Below are 21,523 nucleotides of genomic sequence, written 5' to 3'. Positions count from 1 at the left end.
CGCCGGTTCCGGGAACCGCCGGACTAGTATCGGCAGGTATCCGGCTCGGACTTGACGTAGTAGCTCTTGTAGTTCGACGCGTCCGGATCCATGCATCCCGCCAGGTTCAGCAACTCGACCTTGCGGAACTCGATGGGGTGGCTCTCGCTCTGCAATGAGATGTAGCCGCTCTCGAGCAGTTCGCCGTCCCGCTTGAATGCCGGGTCGTGACCGTCGACGGCCCCGCCGCCGATCTGCGGCATCTCGTACTCCAGGACGACCTCTCCCTCGGCGATGTGCCGGATCACGGAGCTGCCCAGCACCATCACCTCAGCCCGGACCCATTGCTCCCCGTGATAGGTCTTCGACCGGGACTTGATGCAGTGCCTCGTCTCGAGTTTGCCGTTGATCACCACGTTCGTCCCCGGTGTGCAGAGGTTCATGGTGGTCCGCTCCCGTTCCCCGTCTCCCCCCAACAGTTGAACTTCGATGGAGATCGGGAAGTCCTGGTTGCGGCCCATTGTCTCCGGGGCCGGCGAGTGCATCATGATGCCGCTGTTGCGAAGGGCCCATTCCGGACCGCCCTTTGCCTGTTGGCCCACAAACCGGTATTCCACGACGAGAATGTAGTAGGAGAACGGACGCTCGTAGAAGATGTGGCCGAATCGTGCGTCAAAGGGACCTTCGTACGTCTCGTAGCCGACCTGCATCACCCCGTCCGTGACACGGAAGGTGTTTCCGAAATTGACTCCCGTCTCGTGGCCGCGAACCTTGGGGACCCAGCCGTCCAGGTTCCTGCCGTTGAAGAGTTGGACCCACTCCTCCTTGTCGCTGGCATTCGCTCCCGCAGTCATAGCCGCCAGCAGGAAAAAACAGCCGAGTCTCCACCGCACCTTAGGGCCGAGTATAGCCGCAATCTCACTCGCAATAAGGTTCTGGCGCCGTCCGGAAGAGCTGATACGGGCGGCCTGAATCCGGGTTGCTTCCGTGACCGTGTCCAAGCGGAGTACCATTCGGCGGTAACGGGACGAAGAAACGGACGAGGGCAGCTTGTGAGGAAGTAGAGGACGGTGTTGCGCGGCGCATCGAAGCCTGTCAGCAACTTGTCGACGACGATGATGATCTCGGGCGTCTCGGCATTCTTGAAGGCGCTGATGATCTGGCGGTTGTACTCCTTCTCGCTGCCATATTTCGCCATCATCCTTTTCCGGAAAACCTTGACCAGGTCCCTGGACTCTTCGTGGACGTCCGTTTCCCCCTCTCGATCATCCGGTCCGGAGATCAGCACCTCGCTGGTGACCATGCCGAACTCGTCGACGAACCGCTTGTACAGGAGCGCCGTAGCCTTGCCCTGCGCGACGAGTTGGGCCTGGTAGGGAGTGGAGCGCCAGTTGTCGGCATCATGCTCACTGACGTCCCAGGCGATTCGCATGACCTTCTGCTCGGCCTTGTTCAACTGGTCGCTGGACGAGAACTTCCGCTTCAGGTCTCCTTTCTGCCGGTCGGTGAGACGCTCCGTGATACGCTCGAACCAGTCATCGACCGCCTCGGTGTCGACCTTCTGATCGACGTGCCGGCCTTCGTAGAGCAGCGGAACCACAGCCTTGTCCTGCACCGCCTGCTCCAAGGTGTAGGCGTCGATCAAACCTCCGAATCGTTGGATCGTGTTCCGGTCCTTCCGCATGACCGGCGTGCCGGTGAAGCCGATGAAACAGGCGTTGGGGAGCGCCAGCTTCATCTTGGCGTGCATCTCCCCGAAATGCCCCCGGTGGCTCTCGTCCACCAGGACGAAGATGTTTGGATGTTCATTGCGCACGCCGGCTTTGCCGACCGCCAGCTCGAACTTGTCGATCACCGCGGTGATGATCTGAGCCTTGTCGTTCATGAGCAGCCCACCCAGGTGTTTGCCGGTTCTCGCCTGGACGGGCTGGGTGCCGCAGTGGCGGAAGGTCTTGTAGATCTGGTCGTCGAGATCGACGCGGTCGGTCACCAATACGATCTTGTAGTCGTCGATGCTTGGTTCCAGGGCCAATGCCTCGGCCAACATCACCATGGTCAGGCTTTTACCGCTGCCCTGGGTATGCCAAACGATCCCCCCTTGGCGGGATCCGTCCCGCCGGGTTCGCCGCACCCGGTCGAGGATCTTCCTGACGCAGAAATACTGCTGGTACCGGGCGACCTTTTTCTCTCCTGCGTCGAAGACCATGGAACCATGGACCAGTTCCAGAAGCCGCTCTCTGCGGCACAGTGAGTAGAGCGCCCTGTCCTGCGGCGTCACTTGGCGTTCCAGGCGGCCGTAGCTCGCCACGTGCTCTCGCCCGAGGTCCCGGGAAGCGCAGATTCTGTCGATCTGCCTTTCGCTGAGCGGGAGATTCACCTTCTCGTTCAGGTCGGCCAGATCCCTCTCACCGAAGTCTTTCTTCCATGCCGACCAGAACTTGGGTGGAGTTCCCACCGTGGCGTAATTGGCTTCGTTCTTCGAGACGGCAAGGAGCAACTGCGCGAAAAAAAAGGTGGGGAATCTGGTTCTGTTGCTGGTTTCGAATCTGCTGGCTGACGGCCTGAGCGATGGGGTCCTTCATGTCCGGCCGCTTGCACTCGATGACCACCAGGGGGATCCCGTTGACGAAGAGCACGATGTCGGGCCGGCGGCAAGAATGTTGCCCTCGCTGAAGGTGTGTTCGCGCTTCTTGAAGCGGATGACGTTCTGCCTGCGGGGTTGCTCCGCCAGTACGCGTTTCAGGAGAACGCCGCCCAGCCGCCCGCCCCGGGCGTCGTCCGCTTCTTCCGGGTGAGGTACTCGTAGCCGAGGTTCTGCAGGAGACCCAGTGCCCGTAGTCGGGAGATCAGGTCTTCCTGGAAGGAGGGTAGTGTCATTAGTCGTTTCGATCAGGTTCGCCCGCGTGTCGGCGACCGTGGGTTCGCCAGAGTCTCTTTGCCCGTATGCATCCATTCCGGAAGAGCGGTTCCAGTAGCCTTGGAATACAAGGTTTCCGGTGCGATGTCGATCTCGTCGCCCCACGTGAGAACTCCGAGCTCCCGGTTGATGGCGAAGCTCCGGAAGAACTCAAGGTCCCTGAATCGTTGAAATACTCCTTGCCGGTCCAGGTAATTCGAGAAGTCAACGGTTCCATGTCGGCCATTCTCGAACTCGATTTCGATGAGGTAGTCACCCCGGTCGATAGCTGAAACGATGTCGCGTCGCATCGATCTCACGTTATCTCAATGAACGCTTCCCGCCTGCGGACGAATCCGTACCGTCCCCGGGGAAATGACACTGAAAGCAGCGAGGAGTTCGCGGTTTCGTTCGGCGAGGATAGCGGATACGATTCGCGCCTTCGTTTCCCCAGGCAAGCCTGTCAAGCGAAGGAGCACTACACCGGTGTGGATCTGTCCCATGCGAAACACGAATTCGCCGAAGTCTTTATCCGCCGTAATCAGCAGGGCGCCATGCTGGGTAGCTCGTCGCAGCACGGCAGCGTCATCAATTCCTGGTTCCATCTCTGCAACGTACTGCACGGTGTGGCCATCCTGCCGCAAGCGGTCAACGATGAGTCGGTCCACGCCTTCGTCCGCCAGCAGGTTCACGTGCTCTACCCGACGGTCGGATAAACGACATCAGCCCGCAGGGCGCGAGCTGCGAAACTCAAGGCTGCCAGGACGCCTTCCCTGGTCAGGCGGGGATGAGCCTCGAGAATCTGGTCCACGGTCTCACCAGCAGAGAGTTTTTCCAGAATCAATTCAACGGTAACTCGTGTCCCTGCAACCACGGGCTTGCCCATCATGACTGCGGGATCGGATTGAATGAGTTCAGCATCCATGTTTCATTTCCTTGTCAAACATTGGTCTTGCCAACGATCGGACTGGACTTCACGCCAAACAGCCGCTGCATCAAACCTCTCTTGAACTCTGGATGTACTGCCAGCAGGGACAAACTGACCAGTCGCGAATGCATCACTAGGATGAGTATAGTCGCAAATGCACTCGCCATTACACGAGATGATCCGGGTCCGGACGAGCCAGGATGGCGAAACATGGGCATGGTGGGCCCGGTGGTGTTGATCGTGGTTCATGCTTGCCCGGGAGTCGATTACGAGAGCGGGGAGCAGTTCGGAAGCATCATCAGCAACCGCAAGGCGTCGAGACGGGAGAGAGCCGCTTATGAAGAAGGGGAGCACCAGGTTGGCCAACCATCGAAACGCTGAGCTTTCGGCACTCGAAGAGTTGCCCGATGATCGGATCGATACCGCGGACGTTCCCGAGCTTCTCGATTGGGCGGAGGCCAGGCGGGGCGTGTTCTACAGGCCCGCAAAACAGCAGATCAGACCCCATGACGGCCAAGACTCGTGCCCCATCAGCATTGCCGGTGACGATACCTGTGACTGATTCCTCCACCTCCCGGGTCAGCCCGTCGAGAATGTCACTGCAGGCAGCCAAATGACTCCTTGCGGCATCGAATATGCCGCGATCCGACTCACCTCTGGGCTTGAAGGACTGGGCTAAACGCGGGGGTTCGCGTGTTCCGTTCGGGAGAGACTCCCGGTGACGGCCAACACGCAACTAACCCGCGCCATCGCTTCTGTTCCTTTTGAGTCTCGACAGCAACAGGGTCCCCAACGCCAGCAGGATCTCGTCAACGAAAGGGACGAGATCGGGAACCAGCACGTCCAGAAAGAAGACGGCGGCCGTGAGCAGGAACAGGTAGGGGAATCGAAGCTGGGAGAGAAAATCGGAGATCGTAGAAGGCATGGCGGCGCTGCTCGGGGACGCAGTCAGTCTAGCAGATCGAATCGGCTCGACCCGCTGTCCTCGCCGGCCCGCGCCGATTGAGTTTCAGTTCGGCACAAGTGTATTCTGCCGCCGTTTTCACTCACTGCAAACCGTAAGGAGATCAAGCATGCGATTGCAGGATCGGGTCGCCGTGGTAACCGGAGGCGGAGGCGGCATCGGCTCCGGGATCTGTCTGGCGCTGGCTCGCGACGGGGCCGACGTGGTGGTTTCGGACATCGACGTGGAAGCGGCGGAACGCTGCGCCGCTAAGTTGCGGGAGCTGGGCCGCGGGTCCCTGGTCGTCCGGGCGGACGTCACCCTCGCACAGGATTGCCTCGGCCTGGTGGAAGCCGGACGGAAAGCGTTCGGCAAGATCGACATCATGGTCAACAACGCCGGGCTCTTCGGAAGGCGGATCGGCATGCCCTTCACGAACCAGGTGGAAGAGGATTGGGACAACTGCTACCGGGTCAACGTCAAGGGTCCGTTCCTGCTCTCCAAGGCGGTGGCGCCGCACATGATGGAGCGCCGGTACGGCAAGATCATCAACATTTCTTCCATTGCCGCCCGGCGGGATGCCCAGATCCTCCCAGACTACACTGCCGCCAAGAACGCCGTGCTGAGCCTGACCCGGGTCACGGCCAAGGATCTGGCCCCCTACAACGTCAACGTGAACGCAATTTGCCCGGGCATGATCTGGTCCCCGTTCTGGCACCGGTTGGCTCCCATGATCGGTGCGCACCCCGATTTCGACGTCGAGGATCCCCGCCAGATGTTCGAGCAATGGGTCAAGAGCGCCACTCCCATGCAGCGGGAGCAGACCCCCGAGGACATCGGTCACCTGGCGGCCTTCCTGGCCTCCGACGAGGCCCGCAACATCACGGGTCAGACCATCTGCGTGGACGGCGGCGCGGCCATGGGATAATGGCCCTGCCGGCCGGGACCCGGCGGGGTCTCCCGCAGTTGCATCGGCGGGAATGGGGATAAGGGAAAAAACGATGGCTATGGACCATGAACTGGCGTATCAACCCCTCAGTCGGCTCCGGGAACTCATCGCGTCCAGGGAGCTGTCGCCGGTGGAACTGGTGGAGGCCACGCTGGAGAGGATCGACCACTACAACTCCAGGCTGGGGGCCTTCATCACCGTCACCCACGATCTGGCGCTGGAACAGGCGCGGGAAGCGGAGGCTGCGGTCCTGGCGGGCGAGCCTCTGGGACCTCTGCACGGTATTCCCGTGCCCATCAAGGACCTGGAGGGCGTCGAGGGGGTCCGCTTCACCCACGGCTCGGTTCCGGCCGATGAGGTCGCCGCCAGCGACGCCCTCTGCGTGGAGCGGGTGAAGGACGCCGGCGGGGTCATCATCGGCAAGACCAACACCCCCGAGTTCGGCTTCTCCGGCACCACCGAGAATCTGATCTACGGTCCCTGCCGGAATCCCTGGAACCCCGAGAGGACGTCCGGAGGGTCCAGCGGCGGTGCGGGCGCCGCGGTGGCAGCCGGGCTCACCGCGGTGGCGCAAGGCAGCGACGGAGGCGGGAGCATCCGAATCCCCTCTTGCCTGAACGGAATCTACGGCCTCAAGGCCACCCAGGGCCGCATCCCGCGCCGCCACGCGGACATGAATTCCTGGAATCCCATCAACAACTCGTCGGTCGGTCCCATGACCCGGACCGTCCGGGACGCCGCCATTCTCGCAGCCGCCCTGGCCGGACCCGCTCCGGACGCCGAGTACGGGACCATCCAGGAGGAGCCTCCCGACTTCGAGGCGGCGGTGGGCCGGGGAGTTCGCGGTCTGAGAGTCGGGTTCAATCTGGATCTGGGGGGAGCCGTCGTGGACCCCCAAGTCGCGGAGCGTGTCGTGAGCGCGGTGCTGGTGTTCGTCGAGTTGGGCGCCCGGGTGGAGGAGGTCACCTTCGGCCCGGAACACAATGACGTGATGTTCCAGGATTTCTTCGACTACTTCGCGGCCAAGGGCTACGCCTGCCTCGGACAGTTCCTGGACGACCGCAAGTCCCGGGAACAGCTCACCGACTATTTCAGGGAGACTCTGGAGCATGGCCGCAGCCTGTCGGCGGCGGACTGCTACCGCTCTCTCAACAAGATCGGGTTCTATCGGGCCGAGACCGCCCGTTTCTTCGGCGAATATGATCTTCTGCTGACCCCCGTGACCTCGGTGTGGGCGTTTCCCATCGGACGGCCTCCCGAAGTGGTTGCCGGCCGCCGGCTCTCCAAGCCGGCCTGGCGTTTCTTTCCCTTCACCTTTCCGTTCAATGTGACGGAGAATCCGGCGGCCAGCGTCCCCTGCGGGTTTTCCGACGACGGACTGCCCATCGGGCTGCAGATCGTGGGCCGTTGGGGCGACGAGGAGACGGTGCTGGCCGCTTCCGCGGCTTTCGAGGAAGCGCGGCCCTGGGCCGACAGGCGTCCCCCCGAATTCGACGATTGACATCCGGATTTCATCATTCATCAAGGGAGTGAACCCCAATGACCAGTGGATCGCCGGGCGAACCGGTTCGAGTCGTAAATGTGGACTGCTATCTCGCGGAGAAGAGCGACAACTATGCCGACGAGAGGAAAACGATCGAAGATCTGGGCGGCGAGTTGGTTCTGAAGCGGGCGCTCACCGAAGAGGAGATCATCGAGACCTGCGCCGGAGCCCGGATCATCCTGAGCGAAGGCCTGTCCAGTCCCATCAGCAGGCGGGTGATCGAAAACCTGGACGACTGCTGGGCCCTGGGACGTTACGGGATCGGCGTGGACAACATCGACGTCGAAGCCGCCACCGACCATGGGATCATCGTCTTCAACGTGGCGGACTACTGCGTCAACGAGGTGGCGGACCACGCCGCGGCCCTGGTCCTGGCCTGCGCGCGGAACGTCGTGAGTTCTGATCGATATGTCAGGTCGGGCGGTTGGACCGATCCGCCTTTGGATCCGCCGCTGCGCCGGCTTGATCGTCTCACCGTGGGGTTGGTCGGATTCGGGAACATCGGCCGCCGTGTGGTCCCTCGGCTCCGGGGATTCGGTATGCGGATCATCGCCACCGACCCTTTTGTGGACCCGGAAATCGCGTCGGACCTGGATGTGGAGTTGACCTCGTTGGAACGGGTCATGGAGGGGTCGGACTTCATCTCCATTCATACCTTTTTGAACCCCAGCACCCGGCATCTCATCGGAGCGCACGAAATCGGACTGATGAAGCCCACGGCGTTTCTCATCAACACCAGCCGCGGCGGGGTGGTGGACGAGGAAGCTCTGGTGGCGGCTCTGAAGGACCGCCGGATCGGGGGAGCCGGCCTGGACGTGACGGATCAGGAGCCGCTCGCCGCCGACAGCCCTCTGAGGAGCCTGGAGAACGCCATCGTCACGCCGCACCATGGAGCCGCATCCGTGGAAGCCCTGGCCGACGTTTTCCGTGGAGTGACCGAGGCGGTCTCCTGTCTGATGCAGGGTTACTGGCCTCCCTTTCCCTTCAATCCCACGGTCCGGCCCCGGTTGGAGTTGAAGCCTTACGCCGACCGGTAGCGGCTCGGCCGTCAGGGTCGTCTCCGGGGCCGAACGCACCCGAGAGCTCTTGATTCCATGTTCTTGGGCATCGAAATCGGCGGGACCAAACTCCAGTTCGGTGTCGGCGCCGGAGACGGGACTCCCCCGGTCTCCCTGACACGCCGGAGAGTCGATCCCCCGGCCGGCGCGGCGGGCATCCTGGAGATGATTCGCGAGGCGGCTGCCGAATTGGCGTCGGCCCATTCCATTCGAGGGGTCGGAGTGGGTTTCGGTGGTCCGGTGGACGGAGCGAAGGGCCGGGTGCGCAAGAGCCACCACATCGCCGGCTGGGAGAACTACCCTCTGGTCGACTGGTTCCGCCGGAATCTGGATTTGCCGGCCGTTCTGGGAAACGATTGCGACGTGGCCGCGTTGGCCGAGAGCCGCATCGGGGCGGGCCGGGGAAAGGACTCGGTCTTTTTCGTGACGGTGGGAACGGGCGTGGGAGGCGGCTACGTCGTCAACGGGCGGCTTCAAGGCCAGGGGCGGCCGTCGGTGTCCGAGATCGGGCATCTGCGCCCGGGCCTGGACGCAGAGGATCCGGACCGAATCGTGGAACGCCTGGCCAGCGGATGGTCCATTGCCGAATTCGCCCGCAGGAGGCTGAGTGCCGCGAAGTGCGATTCGAACCCGAACGATGGCCGGCTGCTGGAGTTCTGCCACGGAGACCCGGCGCGTCTGACCGCCAGGATGGTCGCCGACGCGGCTCGATCCGGAGACCCGCTGGCACTGGCCGCGTTCCGGCGGGCCACCCGGGGGCTGGGGTGGGCCATTGCCCAGGTCTTGACTCTGCTGGCGCCTGAGTTGATCGTGATCGGCGGCGGGGTGAGCCGGAGTGGCGAGGAACTGTTCTTCGCCCCGATTCGAAACGAGATCGAGCGGTACGTTTTCCCTCCGCTCGCCGGGACCTATCAAGTCGTTCCGGCGAAGCTGGGTGAAACGGTTGTGGTGGAAGGAGCCCTGCTCTTGGCCGGAACCGAGTGGAGTCGAGGTTGAAGCGTTCAACTTACGCAGTAACTCTCCTGCTGGCCTGGGCCGGAACCTGCGGTATTTCCCTGGGGCAGAGTTCCCCCGCGCAGCCCTCGGAGAAAGAAATCCTTTCCCGGGCCATGGAACGAAGCTTGGCCAACGACAGGCGGCGTTCGGAACAGGCCTATTCCTTTCGACACCTCCGGATCTCGGAGAAACTGAACAAGCAGGCCCAACCAACCCGGGTCGAAAGGCGCCTCTACCAGGTCGTTCCCGTAGGCAACGTCCGCTATGAGAGGTTGTTGGAGAAGGACGGAAAGCCCCTGAACGAGAAGGAGCAGGAGGCCGAACGCCGGAACGAGCAAAAATTCCGTCGGAGTATCGAGAGGGCCAGGGATGGCGGCAGGCCGGACGAAGATGAAATCCGGTTCAACCGGGATTTGGTGGACCGGTATCACTTTCGAGTGGAAGGGACGGAGGAGCTGCATGGCCGGGAGGTCTACCGGCTGACCTTTGAGCCCAAGAGCGGAAAGCTGCCTGTCAGGCGACGAATCGACCGTGCCCTGAACAACTCCCGCGGCTCGGTCTGGTTGGACCAGGAATCGTACGAGATCGTCCGAGTCGAGTTCGAGCTCATGCGTCCGACGCGAATCTGGGGGGGAATCCTGGGTTCCATCTCACGCGTCGATGGAAGGCTGGATCGGAAAGAAGGCCGGGACGGCCACTGGTTTCCCAGTTATTTCCGGCTCTACCTCAATGGGAGGATCCTGTTCCGGTCCCTGCACAGCCGGCTCGAGTCCCACTGGAGCGATTTCGTGCCGGTGGCAGAGCGCTCCGAATAGTCCGGTGAAGTCATCGCTCCGCCAGGGAGCCGCCGTCGACGCTCACGGGCTGGCCGGTGAGGTGCGAGGCGGCTCGGTTCGGAGACCCCGTGGCTCTGGCCCCGTTCAGCCGGGCGACCCGGGCGCTGGGATGGGCCGTTGCCCAAGATCTGAACCTGCTGGCGCTTGAGATCATCGTGATGGGAGGCGGGGTGAGCCTGAGTGGCGAGGAGTTGTTCTTCGCCCCGATTTGAAATGAGATCGAGCGGTACGTTTTCCCACCGCTCGCCGGGACGTATCAGGTCGTTCCGGCAAGATGGGGTAAAACTGTTGTGGTGGAAGGAGCCCTGCTCTTGCCCGGAACCGAGTGGAGTCCATCGTGAGGCGTTCGATCTGCGTCGTTGTTCTGCTGGCCTGGACCGTAACGGGAGCCCGGTTGTGGGGGCAGGACCCCGCACCTCAGCCCTCCGAGAAGGAGGTCCTTGCCCGGGCCCTGGAACGGGGCCTGGCCCGGGAACAGCAGGGTGTGGATCAACGTTATACGCACCGGCTGCTCCGGGTGGTGGAGAAGTTGGACCGGGACTCCCGTCCCGTCCGGGTCGAGAAGTTCCTGTACCAGGTGGTGTACATCGACGGAATGCGCTACGAGAGACTGCTGGAGAAGGACGGAAAACCGCTGGGGAAGCGGGAAAAGGGGGCCGAGCGCCGGAAAGAGCATGACTTTCGGCGCCGCTTGCGGAAAGACGGGGAGGGGGACAGCTTGAACGCGCGGGTGTTCCGCTTCAACCGCGAATTGGTGGACCGGTATCGATTTCGTCTCACCGGGACCGGCGAGGTCAACGGACGCCAGGCGTTCGTCGTGAGCTTCGAGCCCAAGAGCGAAAAGCTTCCGGTCCGGCACAGAGTCGACCGGGCCCTGAACAACTCCAGAGGCCGCGTCTGGCTCGACCAGGAGTCGTACGACATCGCCCGGGTCGAGTTCCGGATGTTTCGGACCACCCGGTTCGGGTGGGGCATCCTGGGTTCCATATCCCACGTCGAGGGCATGCTGGAGTGCCGGGAAGGGGAGGGCGGGAATTGGTTCCCGAGTCTTTTTCGGATCTATCTCAAGGGGAGGGTCCTGTTTCGATCCATGCACACCCGGCGGACCTCCCACTGGAGCGATTTCGAGCCGGTTGCGGAGACGCCTTCGCAGTCGAGCCGGGTCACCTCCCGGCCAGAGAGCCTCCGTCCACGCTCACGGGCTGGCCGGTGAGGTAGGACGCGGCGTCGGAACACATCCAGACCACGACCTCCGCCACCTCCTCCGCCGTTCCCCAGCGCCGCGACGGGGTGCGCATGGCGGTCGCGGCCATCTTGGCCGGATCCCGTCCCAACAATCTGTCGGCCATGGGGGTGTCGATGGCGCCGGGACAGACGGCGTTCACGCGGATGCCCTCCCGGGCGTACTCCACGGCGGCGGCCCGGGTCAGGCCCATGACACCGTGCTTGCTGGCGTTGTAGGCGCTGACCCCGTTGCCGGTCCCCACCAGGCCGGAGCCCGAAGAGGTGTTGACGATCACGCCGCCTCCCTGCAGCAGCATCTGCCTGATCTGGAACTTCATGCAGTACCAGACGCCTGTCAGGTTGATGGCCGTCACCCGGTCGAACATCTCCTCCGAGTAGTCGTGAAAGGGGGTCGTCTCTCCTTCGATGCCGGCGTTGTTGTGGGCGCAGTCGAGGCGGCCGTGCAGCTTCACCGTGTCCCGGATCAGGGCTTCGACCTGGTCCCGGTCCGCGACGTCGGCGGGCAGGGAATGGGCCGTGCCGCCGGCAGCCAGGATCTGTTCCGTGGTTCTTGCGGCCCATTCCGGATTCAGGTCGGAGACCACGACCCGGGCTCCCTCCCGGGCGCAGGCCAGAGCGGTGGCGCGGCCGATGCCCGATCCGGCGCCGGTGATGAGAATCACCTTGTCCTTGAGACTAGCGGACATGCTGGACCTCTCCTTCCGGGAAAAAGGAACGATTTCCAATCGCCCAGTCTTCTTCGCCAAATTTGTCACATAGGAGTTCGGCGGTTGGAAACCGCCGCTCCAGTTCGGCGGTTAGGAAACCGCCGCTCCGGTCCGTTCAACCTTCGTCCCTCATCTTCTCGTAGATTCCCTTGGCCTTCTCGAAGAGATCCTTCATTTCCTTGCGCTGCGCCGGGTCGGGGATGTTGGCCGTCTCCTCCAGCCAGGTCAGAGCCTCGTCGATCCAGGTGAGGAAGAAGGCGGCGTCTTGGGGCGATCGCGGTTTCCGGTCCCCCACCTGAAGATAGATGGGGCTGGTGTGGGCCACCAGGGGAATTCCTCCCTGGTAGACCAGTTCGGGTCCGTAGGCCCGGGCCGCAATCCAGGAGGTGTCCTGGACCCGGATCCGGTCTTTCAGCGTCAGGTCCCGTTCGCCGGACGGGTTCTCCAGTTTGGCGACGACCTTGCCGCCCTGGACGATGTCCACCCAGTCGACTGGAATCCTGGATCGGACGGAAGCCGTCACCTCGATCTCCTCGCCCGCCGAGGCCGATAGGGTCTCCCCCAATTTGCGGCCGCCGGCGGTGAACCGGAGCATGGGGCCGGTGGTCACGAAGGTCCGTCCGGCCCGGATCCCGTCCAGCCAGGCATCGTAGGAAAAGGGTCCGGGGACCTGGACGTAGACACGGGGGATTCCGGCCACCTGGATGTTGGACATCTTGTCGGTGCCGCCGGCCGCGGCCAGCCGGAATCCGCAGTTCAGGAAGCGGTACCAGATCTCGGCGGCCGCAGGACGGTTGCGGCGGGGAGCCAGGGGGTCGCCCCAGGTCATGAGATCGATGGAATCCACCTTGCCCAGGGCCACGTCGATGGCCAGTTCGCCGCGCGCTCCCGGGAAGTGGGCCCAGCTCACGAACCCGCCTTGGGCATGGGCCTTGTCCGCCTGGTGCGCCATGGGCGGGTAGTCGATACCGCCCGGGACCCCTTCGTCGGGGCCGCCCCAGGTCAGGGGATAGACCAGGTTCTTGAGATTCAGCAGGACCGTGTGCCCCAGGAAGTCGTGCCGGCTCTCCTCGTTCACGTAGATGATGGTTTCCGGCTCCGAGACCCGGTCCGGTTCACCGGTGAAGTGCTCCACGTTGGTGATCAGCTCGTCCCACTTGGTGGCCAGGATGTTGATGACGTTCAGGTCTTCCGCCTTGGCCTCCAGCAGGGCGGCGTGGGGACTCACGAAGTGGACGTGGGTGTCGCCCGAATACCAGCCGTCCCTCTGGAGGTTGGACCAGCGCCGCAGTTGGACCTCCAGTTCCGGAACCTGCCCCTTCTTGACGGAGAAGGCGATGCTGCGGGGCTCGTATTCGATTCCCTTGAGAATCTCCATTTCGTAGCTTCCCGCGGCCAGGGGCAGAATGAAATCGGGACGAACGTAGGCATAGGTCTTGTCCACCACGACCACGTCTCCTCCCACATCCTCGCGCCAGCCGATGGGGACCCGCCACTGGTGACCCTGAGGCGGCCAGTAGGTTCCGTCCTGGTCCAGGACCCGGACTCGCGCCGCCACGGCCGCGCCGCTGTCCCGGTCCCGCAAGTGGACCCGGACCAGGTGCAGGGGCTGCTGCTCGGGGTTGTGGACTGCGAGTTCCGGCGGAAGGTCCGGGCGGCGTTCACTGCCGATGTGGACGATCCTCCAGTCCGAGTCCCTCCGGCGCAGCGTCAGGGTCAGGGCCGGCTTGGTGACGCCATGGGACCGGTAGACCAGGACCGGGTGGACCCGGATCGTGTCTCCCACCTCCTGGTAGTGGGCGAAGCGGAGCCAGACGTGGGTGATCTTGTGCATGCCCCGGTGCAGGGTCTCCAGGTACTGCTCCCGGTTCTCGCCCCGGTCCGTGGTCATCTCCGGGTCCAGGATCGAAGCCATGGTCTCCATGTCCCGGTTCAGGAAGCCGTTGGCCCAGGTGTGAACGGCCAGGCGGGCCTTCAGCATCTCCTCGGTGGGATGGGCCGGCGCGTTGGCCCCCAAGAGGAAACCCAGCAGAAGAACCGGCCATACCGCCCCGCGCCCGAGGCTGCTCATGCTTCCCGCTCGGTTCCGGTTCGACATGGGTTCCTCCCTTCTCCTGAGGGCCTTGGGGTTGCGCCGGCGAAAACCGGGTTCAGGCCGACGGTGACACGTCCGGACGATATCCCCCGCATCGCCGGTCCACGGCTGCTCCGAACGAGCCGATGACCAGACCCGAAACCCCCTCGGTGTCCAGAAGCCTGGCGTTTTCCTCCGGATCGTGCGCCGACCACATGCGCGCCACGTGCAGCCGGCAGCCGTGCCGGGCGCAGTGGGGGCCGTAGTCGTCCCGGATCGCACTGTACAGCCGGTCCATGGCCCCTTGGTACGCCGGCGAGCCCTTGACCAGGGGGATCGACCAGTAGCTCGGGATCCCGTGGTCGTCGAGACCCTTGATCCCGTAGTGGTCCTCGTCGTTGGCCAGGTAGCCGTAACCCTGGTGCTTGGGCCACAGGAGCCCCCAGAAAGAGGGGCAGCGCACCGCCACCTGGTCGATGACCAGATCGTCCAGCAGCTTCTCCCGGACCCAGGTCCTCCAGTCCAGGTAGAGGTTGCCCAGAGGCGGGCCCATGGTGTCGCCGGTGGGCACGCCGATTCCCAGCTCCATCCCCCGGGCGTCGAGGGCCGACCGCAACTCTCTCAGGAACCGGGTCACCCCCTCTCCCCGCAACCGCCGCCACGGCTCAGGGTCGAAATTGCGCCGCATCATGTCGACGCCGTAGCGCCGTTCGTATTCTTCGACGACGGGCTCGTTGAATCCGAACTGGTCGCCATGGACGGCCGGCTTGGATTGGGAGCGGGTGCAGACGAAGACTCCGTCGAAGTCGTAGTCCCCCAGGGCCGCCAGGATGCGGCGGATGGTGTAGCGGCGCACGTCCGGATAGGCGTACTCCATGACGCCGTAGTGGGGACGGCCCTCCCGGTCCCGTGCCAGGCACTCGGGGTTGGCCATGGTGAACTGGCTCTGCCAACCGAAGGTCCCTCCCTGCCACCGTTCGCTCAGGGGATAGCCCTCATCGTACATGGTGGCGTAGACGTAGACCTTGTAGCCCATCTCCTTGAGCTTGGTGGTGATCAGTTCGTGCTCGTCGAAGCCCTGGTTCTCGTAGTCCTCGAAGACCCTTCGGGGCGGGGCGCCCGGGGCGCTGAAGCAGATGCGAAACTTGCTCCAGGTCTTCATCTCCCGCCAGTAGACGGCGCCGGCGCCGAATTCGCGCCGCCAGCGCTCGGCGCAGCGCAGGATCTTGCCGGGCCGGTCCATGGCGTCGTCCCCGTCCCAGGCTTCCAGGTGGTCGCCCCAACTGACGTTCATGATGGTCCGCTTGGTGCTGTTTTCAGCCAAGGTCAACCTCGAAGTCTTCGTTTCCAATTTGCCGGGTCAATGGTCCGGACCGGATTCAGGCCGGATTGGCCACGTCGGGGCGGACCCCGCCGGCCCGACGGTCGACCACGGCTCCGAACGAGCCGAGGGCCAAACCCGAAACGCCCTCGGTGTCCAGCAGCCGGGCCTCTTCCTCCGGATCATGCACCGACCACATGCGGGCCACGTGCAGCCGGCACCCGTTACGGGCGCAATGGGGGCCGTAGTCGTTGCGGATGGCGCCGTAGAGGCGCTCCATGGCTCCTTCGTAGGCAGGCGACCCCTTGACCAGCGGAATCGACCAGAAGCGTTTCTCGCCGTAGTCGTCGCCCCCCTTGATTCCGTAGTGGTCCTCGTCGTTGACCAGGTATCCGTACCCCGGATTCTTGGGCCACATGAGGTGCCAGAAGGAGGGGCAGCGGACCGCCACCTGGTCGATGACCAGATCGTCCACCAGCTTCTCCTCGACCCAGGTCTTCCAATCCAGGTAGAGGTTGCCCAGGGGTGGGCCGATGTAGTTTCCGGCAGGGACTCCGATTCCCAGTTTCATCCCCCGGGCGTCGAGGGCCGATCGCAGTTCTCTGAAGAACTGGGTCAATCCCTCTCCCCGGAGCCGCCGCCAAGGCTCCAGTTCGAAGTTGCGCCGCATCATGTCGACGCCGTAGCGTCGCTCATACTCTTCGACCACCGGCTCGTTGAATCCGAACTGGTCGCCATGGACGGCCGGTTTGGACTGGGAGCGGGTGCAGACGAAGACCCCATCGAAGTCGTAGTCCCCCAGGGCCGACAGGATGCGCCGGATGGTGTAGCGGCGCACGTCCGGGAAGGTGTACTCCATGATGCCGTAATGTGGCCGGCCCTCCTTGTCCCGGGCCAGGTACTCGGGGTTGGCCATGGTGAACTGGCTCTGCCAGCCGTAGATGCCTCCCTGCCAGCCCTCGCTCAGGGGGAACCCTTCGTCGAACATGGTGGCGTACATGTAGACCTTGTAGCCCATCTCCTTGACCTGGGTGGTGATCAACTCGTGCTCGTCGTACCCTTTGCGCTCGTAGTCGTCGAAGACCTTGCGGGGCGGGGCGCCGGGGGGAGTGAAGCCGATCCGGAACTTGCTCCAGCTCCTCATCTCCCGCCAGTAGATGGCGCCGGCGCCGAACTCCGACTTCCAGCGCTCGGCGCAGCGCAGGATCTTGTCCGGCTGATCCATGGCGTCGTCCCCGTCCCAGGCTTCCAGGTGGTCGCCCCAACTGACACTCATGATGTTTCGGTTCATATTGCTGTCCGCCATGGTCAACCTCGCGTCTCCATGTCTCGGATTGAATGTGTGGACGCACGACAACCCGCGCCGCCGATCCGGAAATCACTCTGCCGGTGGATGCCGTCCCGTGGTGAGGCCTCACCATGTGCCGCCGGCTTCTCCCGGGCTCAGACCTTCGGGAGTGTCCAGGGTTCCCGATAGGTCCGGCCCAGCAACCGGTTGGCCCCCTCGTCATTGGTGAAGGTTTCGGTGGCGGCGTCGAACTTGAGTTTGTTGTTCGTGCGCCAGGCAATGTTGCCCAGATGGACGATGCCGGAGGCCACGTGGCCGATCTCGATGTCGCAGGCGGGCCTGCCGCCGTTTTTGATGCAGCTCAGGAAGTCCCGTTTGTGCCGGACGTCGTCCTCCCTCTTCGAGCCCTGGGCTTCGTGGAGCAGTTCGGCCTTGGGGCCGTAGGCGCGCCAACTGCGGTTTCCGATGATCACGTAGCCGTTCTCCCCGTAGACGGCGGCGCCTTCGACCAGGCCCTCCAAAGGAGGCCGGGACCAGAGGCGCATCTCGTACATGAGGATGCAGTTGGGATAGTCGTACATGACCAGTTGGGTGTCGGGCCATTCCTGGCAGTCGTCCAGAACCAGCTTGCCGCCGCTGGCGCTCACCGCCGACGGCCACTCGGGAAGGGTCTCGCCCTGGGCTTCGAGTCCCGCCTCCAACCCGCGCCGGGCGTAGTCGAGGCGATGGACGCCGTCGTTGCCCAGGTCGCCGCAGCCGTAGTCGAAGAACCAGCGCCAGTGGCTGTGGAAGCGGAGTGGATTGAAGGGACGTTCGGGGGCCGGTCCCAGCCACATGTCGTAGTCGACGCCGGACGGAGGGGCGGTGTCCGCCGGGAACCCCAGGTTCCGGTTGTGGGCGCTCTCCCAACCCTTGGCGAAGCGGACCTTCCCCAGGACACCGGAACGGATGTAGTCGAACGCCTGTTGGAAGAAACGGCCGTTGCGCGACTGGATGCCCACCTGCACCACCCGGTCGTACTTGCGGGCGGCCTCCACCATGGCCCGGCCCTCTATCATGTTGTGGGAGGCGGGCTTTTCCACATAGACGTGCTTTCCGGCCTGGCAGGCCAGTATGGTGGGGATGGCGTGCCAATGGGTGGGTGTCCCCATCACGATGGCGTCGATGGACGGGTCGTCCAGAAGGCGCCGGAAGTCGGTCTCGGGTTTGGGGCGTTTCCCCTGGATCTCCTCGGTCCTCTTGAGCTTTTCCTCGAAGACCCGGGTGTCCACGTCGCAGACGTGGGTGACCTCCACGTCCTCCAGTTCGGCGAACCCGTAGAGGAGTCCTCCGCCCCTGCCGCGGACTCCCATGCAGGCGACGCGAAACTTCTCGTTGGGACTCTGGGCATCCTTCCGGAATGCGGGGGTCGCCAGCGCCGCGCTCGAGAGTGCGGCGGACTTGAGGAACGATCGACGATTGGCTTGGGCCATGTGAATCTCCGTGGCAGTGGTCCTTGCGGACGGTTGTCGGATCCGATTTGCGTACTCTCAGGTATGGACCGATCCGGCGTTCCTGTCAAGAAAGGGAATCAGGAATGTCCGAAGCCGGTCCCCACAATTGACAGTCGGGGACGCCGTTCTTACGCTGGAACACAATGAAGGTCGCCGTCATTTCCGATACCCACGACAACTGGCCCAACCTGGATCGCGCCTGCAACTACCTGAACGGGCTGGGCATTCGCATGCTCCTGCACTGCGGGGACGTCTGCGCGCCTTTGACGCTGCGCCGGTTGGCGGCGGCGTTCCAAAACCCGATCCACCTGGTCCTCGGGAACGTGGACGGAGACCCGTTCCTCATGGTCACCCGGACCACCGAATTTCCCCATTTGCACCACCACGGCGCCGAGCTGGGAGAGATCGAGGTCGACGGCCGGAAGATCGCTCTGCAGCACTATCCCACCCTGGCCCGGGGCCTGGCCTTGACCGGGCAATACGATGCCGTCTTTTTCGGCCATGACCACACCTGCCGCCAGGAAGTTCTGGAAGCAGGGGGGAAACAGGTTCTGCTGGCCAATCCCGGCCTGTTGGGGGACATGGGGAAATCCCCAAGCCTGGGTCTCTATGAGACGGCGGACAACAGCTTCCGGATTGTGAGTCTGGACCAGGTCTGAGAACTACTTCAGGGTCGCCTGGAGCGCGGCCTCGTCCACCACGCACCACTGGTACTGATTCGGCCGGCCGGCGCCGTCAGGAAGAGGCGGGCTGAGTACGGTCACGCCGAAGTCCAGGGGCGCGAAGTCGTGCTGGGCGGTTTCGTCCGCCACGCGGAAGATGTTGAAGTCGGCGGCCGCCTCCACCTGGGCCAGGTCGATGAGGTCCCGCATGGCGAAACGCCGGACTGCCGAGTTCCCGATGGCCGTGATCCCCACGGACCCCTGCTCTTCCAGCATGCGCCCCAAGCGGTTGAAGTCGGTGTGGCGGTCGTAGTAGGCGCCGGCGTCGCCCGGCTTGGGCTGGTAGTCCAGCATGTCCTGTCGGACGATGGAGCCGTCCGGCCGCCGGAGCCGGACGTTCAGCGGGATGGTGCGGCGGTAGGGCACGTCGCAGAACCATTCGGCGAAGTGGTGGCTGGTGGAGGCGTGGTAGGTCATTCCGGCCAGCACGATCTGCGTGTCCAGCGCCAGCATGACGCCGAAGGAGGAGCGCAGATCGAAGGCCGAGAGGGAGGGGTCCACCTGGGTGATGACCTCGGCTCTGGGCCCGATGGCCGAAAAGGAGTGGCGAAACCCGGTGCTGCGGATCGACCGGGGGTGACGCCGCACCGTCTCACTGATGATCCCCATCTCCGACGGGTCGTTCTCCGGGTCGATGAGAGGATCCTCCTCGGCCTCGTGGACGAAGGTGAAATTGGGAGCCACCAGCGTTCCCGCCGGGCCGAGAACTTCCAGGAAGGCTTCCACCACGGTTTCGGCGCCGCCTCGAATGTGCCCGAAGGTCCGCATGGCCGAGTGGACCAGGACCACGTTCCCCGGTCTCAATCCGATCCGGACCAGTCCCTGCCGAATCTCATCCTGCGTCAATCCCTTCTGGCCGGTCTCCTGCTGTGGCACCATGAGCCTCATCATAGTTTGCGGCATTCGGTGACGCCACCCGGGAGGAACGTATGGACAGGAATCTCTTGCAGTTGGGCCGCGCCGGCCACGCTGCTCCCATTCTCGCTCTGCTGGCACTTGGAATCGGGTCCGGTTGCGGACATCTTCCCGACTCTTCGTCCGTGGCGGAGCCGCTGGTGCTGAACCGCCAGCAGGTGCTGTTGCTGCATGACGACCGGCTGGTCCGGGACCGGCAGGGCCTGGAGTTGGTCCAGGCCCGGCTCGAAAAGCATCCAGCCAATCCACTGTTGGTCATCGACCGCCCCTGGGAGCGGCAGGGGATCCTCAACTACGTGGCTGTTCTTCACGACGAGGAAGAGGGGCTCTACCGGATGTGGTACCAGATCCTGGGACGGACGGAGGAAGGGGTCAACCGCAGCCATTGCCTCTATGCCGAGTCCTCCGACGGCGTCCGGTGGGAGAAACCGGAGCTGGGACTGGTGGACTTCCAAGGCTCGAAGAAGAACAACATCCTGTTTCTGGATCCCAACGAGCGGCCGCGGGGAACGCCCGTCTACTGGGTGGTGAAGGACTACGCCGCCGCGGACGCCGGCCGGCGGTTCAAGATGATGCTCAATCGGTGGGACTTCCGGGGCCGGGGCGTGGGAATCGGCTGGTCCCCCGACGGGATCCATTGGGAATTCACGCCCTACGTCAACCGGTTGGGCGGATTCGACACGCACAACCTCTTCTTCTGGGACGATCGGATCGGCCTCTACACCGGATATTTCCGGACCCACGTCCGGGGAAAACGGTCCATCGGGCGGGCCACGAGTCCGGACGCCTTCCACTGGTCGGCGCCCGTCACGGTCCACACCCTGGATGAACAGGATCCTCCCGCGTGGCAGATCTATGGTCCCGGCATCTTCAAGTACAGCCGGGCACGGGATGTCTACGTCATGTACGGAGAGGGCTACGACTCGGAGACCGAGATCTTCCGGGGGCAGTTGGGCCTGAGCCGGGACGGAATCCACTGGAAGCGGTTCCGGGAGGGGTACTTTGCCGACACCAGCGCCGGGACATGGGATGCCGGATCGGTGCGTCCGATTCCCGCCGAAGCGGTGGTCGACGGCCGGATGGCCGTCTTCTACACGGGCAGCGATCATTCGCTGCACGACCGGGAGGGGACGAGGGGAGTCGGTCTGGCAACCTACCAGCAGGGAGCGTTCGCCGGGTGGAGGGCGCGGAGCGATGGGACGCTGACCACCCGGCTTCTGCTGGCCAAGGACCGGGAGCCGGCGCTGCTCCTGAACGCGGAAGCCGAGGGCGGCGAGATCCGGGCGGAACTCCTCGATGCCCGGGGACAGCCCATCGCGGGGTACACGCGGGAGGAATGCCGGCCGATGACCGGCAACGGGCATCAACAGGAGGTGGTCTGGGAAGGGCAGGAGAGCCTGGCTCCGGTGGTGGCCCGGGGGGCGTTCAGCGTCCGACTGTATCTGAAGCAGGCCACGATCTATGGGTTCCGGGTGATTCCTCCCCGAAGCGTGCGGGCGCTGTTCTGAGGGGGGACGATTCCCTAATCGCCCGGTCCTGTTCGCGTCTCCCGGCGGCTCAAGAATCGGCGGTTAGGCGGAACTTCACTTCGGATAGTCGGTCTAACTGTATCTATATCAGTAAGATAGAA

The 21,523-nt window shown here is 63.9% G+C and carries 23 protein-coding genes; 10 read left to right on the top strand and 13 right to left on the bottom strand.

Translation table 11 applies throughout. The annotated features are described in order from the left end of the window. Window positions 1-23: 23 nt before the first annotated feature. The 6 genes from OXT71_12350 to OXT71_12325 form a co-directional block, all read right to left on the bottom strand. Entirely contained in the window at window positions 24-833 is an 810-nt protein-coding gene (locus tag OXT71_12350) for a DUF1080 domain-containing protein (protein ID MDE2927181.1), read from the bottom strand. Further along, window positions 830-2,476: an HsdR family type I site-specific deoxyribonuclease gene (locus OXT71_12345; GenBank protein ID MDE2927180.1), complete on the bottom strand. Its 1,647-nt coding sequence runs from the start codon at window positions 2,474-2,476 to the stop codon at window positions 830-832. The genes OXT71_12350 and OXT71_12345 overlap by 4 nt, the downstream gene beginning before the upstream one ends. A gap of 242 nt (window positions 2,477-2,718) precedes the next feature. After that, window positions 2,719-2,856 carry a hypothetical protein gene (locus tag OXT71_12340; GenBank protein MDE2927179.1) on the bottom strand — a complete coding sequence of 46 codons (138 nt, stop codon included), beginning with the start codon at window positions 2,854-2,856 and terminating at the stop codon, window positions 2,719-2,721. A 12-nt stretch (window positions 2,857-2,868) separates the two neighbouring features. Next, a complete protein-coding gene (locus OXT71_12335) occupies window positions 2,869-3,186 on the bottom strand; it encodes a DUF2442 domain-containing protein (GenBank protein ID MDE2927178.1) in 318 nt (105 codons plus the stop codon). Between the two features lie 15 nt (window positions 3,187-3,201). Then, window positions 3,202-3,543: a DUF5615 family PIN-like protein gene (locus tag OXT71_12330; GenBank protein ID MDE2927177.1), complete on the bottom strand. Its 342-nt coding sequence runs from the start codon at window positions 3,541-3,543 to the stop codon at window positions 3,202-3,204. Between the two features lie 29 nt (window positions 3,544-3,572). After that, window positions 3,573-3,800, bottom strand: coding sequence for a DUF433 domain-containing protein (locus OXT71_12325; GenBank protein MDE2927176.1), 228 nt, complete (start codon window positions 3,798-3,800; stop codon window positions 3,573-3,575). 213 nt (window positions 3,801-4,013) lie between these two features. Between OXT71_12325 and OXT71_12320 the strand changes: the two genes are divergently transcribed. Next, window positions 4,014-4,184, top strand: coding sequence for a hypothetical protein (locus OXT71_12320; GenBank protein ID MDE2927175.1), 171 nt, complete (start codon window positions 4,014-4,016; stop codon window positions 4,182-4,184). 355 nt (window positions 4,185-4,539) lie between these two features. Here the strand turns inward: OXT71_12320 and OXT71_12315 are convergent, their stop codons facing one another. Further along, window positions 4,540-4,728, bottom strand: a complete 189-nt coding sequence (locus tag OXT71_12315; GenBank protein ID MDE2927174.1) for a hypothetical protein — start codon at window positions 4,726-4,728, stop codon at window positions 4,540-4,542. A 148-nt stretch (window positions 4,729-4,876) separates the two neighbouring features. Between OXT71_12315 and OXT71_12310 the strand changes: the two genes are divergently transcribed. The 7 genes from OXT71_12310 to OXT71_12280 all read left to right on the top strand — a co-directional run bounded on the left by OXT71_12310 (window position 4,877) and on the right by OXT71_12280 (window position 11,341). After that, window positions 4,877-5,674, top strand: a complete 798-nt coding sequence (locus tag OXT71_12310; protein MDE2927173.1) for an SDR family NAD(P)-dependent oxidoreductase — start codon at window positions 4,877-4,879, stop codon at window positions 5,672-5,674. A gap of 79 nt (window positions 5,675-5,753) precedes the next feature. After that, window positions 5,754-7,196: an amidase gene (locus OXT71_12305; GenBank protein MDE2927172.1), complete on the top strand. Its 1,443-nt coding sequence runs from the start codon at window positions 5,754-5,756 to the stop codon at window positions 7,194-7,196. Between the two features lie 38 nt (window positions 7,197-7,234). Next, a complete protein-coding gene (locus OXT71_12300; GenBank protein MDE2927171.1) occupies window positions 7,235-8,275 on the top strand; it encodes a C-terminal binding protein in 1,041 nt (346 codons plus the stop codon). Between the two features lie 57 nt (window positions 8,276-8,332). Continuing rightward, on the top strand, window positions 8,333-9,292 hold the full coding sequence (locus OXT71_12295) for an ROK family protein (GenBank protein MDE2927170.1): 960 nt from the start codon (window positions 8,333-8,335) through the stop codon (window positions 9,290-9,292). Next, window positions 9,289-10,107 carry a hypothetical protein gene (locus OXT71_12290; GenBank protein MDE2927169.1) on the top strand — a complete coding sequence of 273 codons (819 nt, stop codon included), beginning with the start codon at window positions 9,289-9,291 and terminating at the stop codon, window positions 10,105-10,107. The genes OXT71_12295 and OXT71_12290 overlap by 4 nt, the downstream gene beginning before the upstream one ends. Window positions 10,108-10,196: 89 nt before the next feature. After that, complete coding sequence (locus tag OXT71_12285) at window positions 10,197-10,340, top strand: hypothetical protein (GenBank protein MDE2927168.1); 144 nt, start codon at window positions 10,197-10,199, stop codon at window positions 10,338-10,340. Between the two features lie 125 nt (window positions 10,341-10,465). Beyond that, on the top strand, window positions 10,466-11,341 hold the full coding sequence (locus OXT71_12280) for a hypothetical protein (protein ID MDE2927167.1): 876 nt from the start codon (window positions 10,466-10,468) through the stop codon (window positions 11,339-11,341). Here the strand turns inward: OXT71_12280 and OXT71_12275 are convergent. From OXT71_12275 to OXT71_12255, 5 genes are all read right to left on the bottom strand, one after another. Then, window positions 11,292-12,059, bottom strand: coding sequence for a glucose 1-dehydrogenase (locus tag OXT71_12275; GenBank protein MDE2927166.1), 768 nt, complete (start codon window positions 12,057-12,059; stop codon window positions 11,292-11,294). The two genes, OXT71_12280 and OXT71_12275, sit on opposite strands and share 50 nt — an antisense overlap. Before the next feature lie 136 nt (window positions 12,060-12,195). Beyond that, window positions 12,196-14,178 carry a CehA/McbA family metallohydrolase gene (locus OXT71_12270; GenBank protein ID MDE2927165.1) on the bottom strand — a complete coding sequence of 661 codons (1,983 nt, stop codon included), beginning with the start codon at window positions 14,176-14,178 and terminating at the stop codon, window positions 12,196-12,198. A gap of 52 nt (window positions 14,179-14,230) precedes the next feature. Continuing rightward, window positions 14,231-15,478, bottom strand: coding sequence for a family 10 glycosylhydrolase (locus OXT71_12265; protein ID MDE2927164.1), 1,248 nt, complete (start codon window positions 15,476-15,478; stop codon window positions 14,231-14,233). 55 nt (window positions 15,479-15,533) lie between these two features. Beyond that, window positions 15,534-16,781 carry a family 10 glycosylhydrolase gene (locus tag OXT71_12260; GenBank protein ID MDE2927163.1) on the bottom strand — a complete coding sequence of 416 codons (1,248 nt, stop codon included), beginning with the start codon at window positions 16,779-16,781 and terminating at the stop codon, window positions 15,534-15,536. 137 nt (window positions 16,782-16,918) lie between these two features. Next, the gene (locus tag OXT71_12255) at window positions 16,919-18,235 is read right to left on the bottom strand and encodes a Gfo/Idh/MocA family oxidoreductase (protein ID MDE2927162.1); all 1,317 of its coding nucleotides are present in this window, start codon (window positions 18,233-18,235) and stop codon (window positions 16,919-16,921) included. A 164-nt stretch (window positions 18,236-18,399) separates the two neighbouring features. Here OXT71_12255 and OXT71_12250 point away from each other — a divergent pair, with 164 nt between their 5' ends. Further along, window positions 18,400-18,915, top strand: coding sequence for a YfcE family phosphodiesterase (locus OXT71_12250; protein MDE2927161.1), 516 nt, complete (start codon window positions 18,400-18,402; stop codon window positions 18,913-18,915). Window positions 18,916-18,918: 3 nt separating this feature from the next. Here the strand turns inward: OXT71_12250 and OXT71_12245 are convergent, their stop codons facing one another. After that, the gene (locus OXT71_12245; GenBank protein MDE2927160.1) at window positions 18,919-19,881 is read right to left on the bottom strand and encodes an AAC(3) family N-acetyltransferase; all 963 of its coding nucleotides are present in this window, start codon (window positions 19,879-19,881) and stop codon (window positions 18,919-18,921) included. 26 nt (window positions 19,882-19,907) lie between these two features. Between OXT71_12245 and OXT71_12240 the strand changes: the two genes are divergently transcribed. Then, a complete protein-coding gene (locus OXT71_12240) occupies window positions 19,908-21,401 on the top strand; it encodes a hypothetical protein (GenBank protein MDE2927159.1) in 1,494 nt (497 codons plus the stop codon). Window positions 21,402-21,523 lie beyond the last annotated feature (122 nt).

The organism is Acidobacteriota bacterium (genome assembly GCA_028874215.1).
In the GTDB taxonomy this organism is placed as follows: domain Bacteria; phylum Acidobacteriota; class UBA6911; order RPQK01; family JAJDTT01; genus JAJDTT01.
The sequence above is the reverse complement of the archived record's forward strand: the minus strand, read 5'-3'. Positions and strand labels throughout refer to the sequence as shown.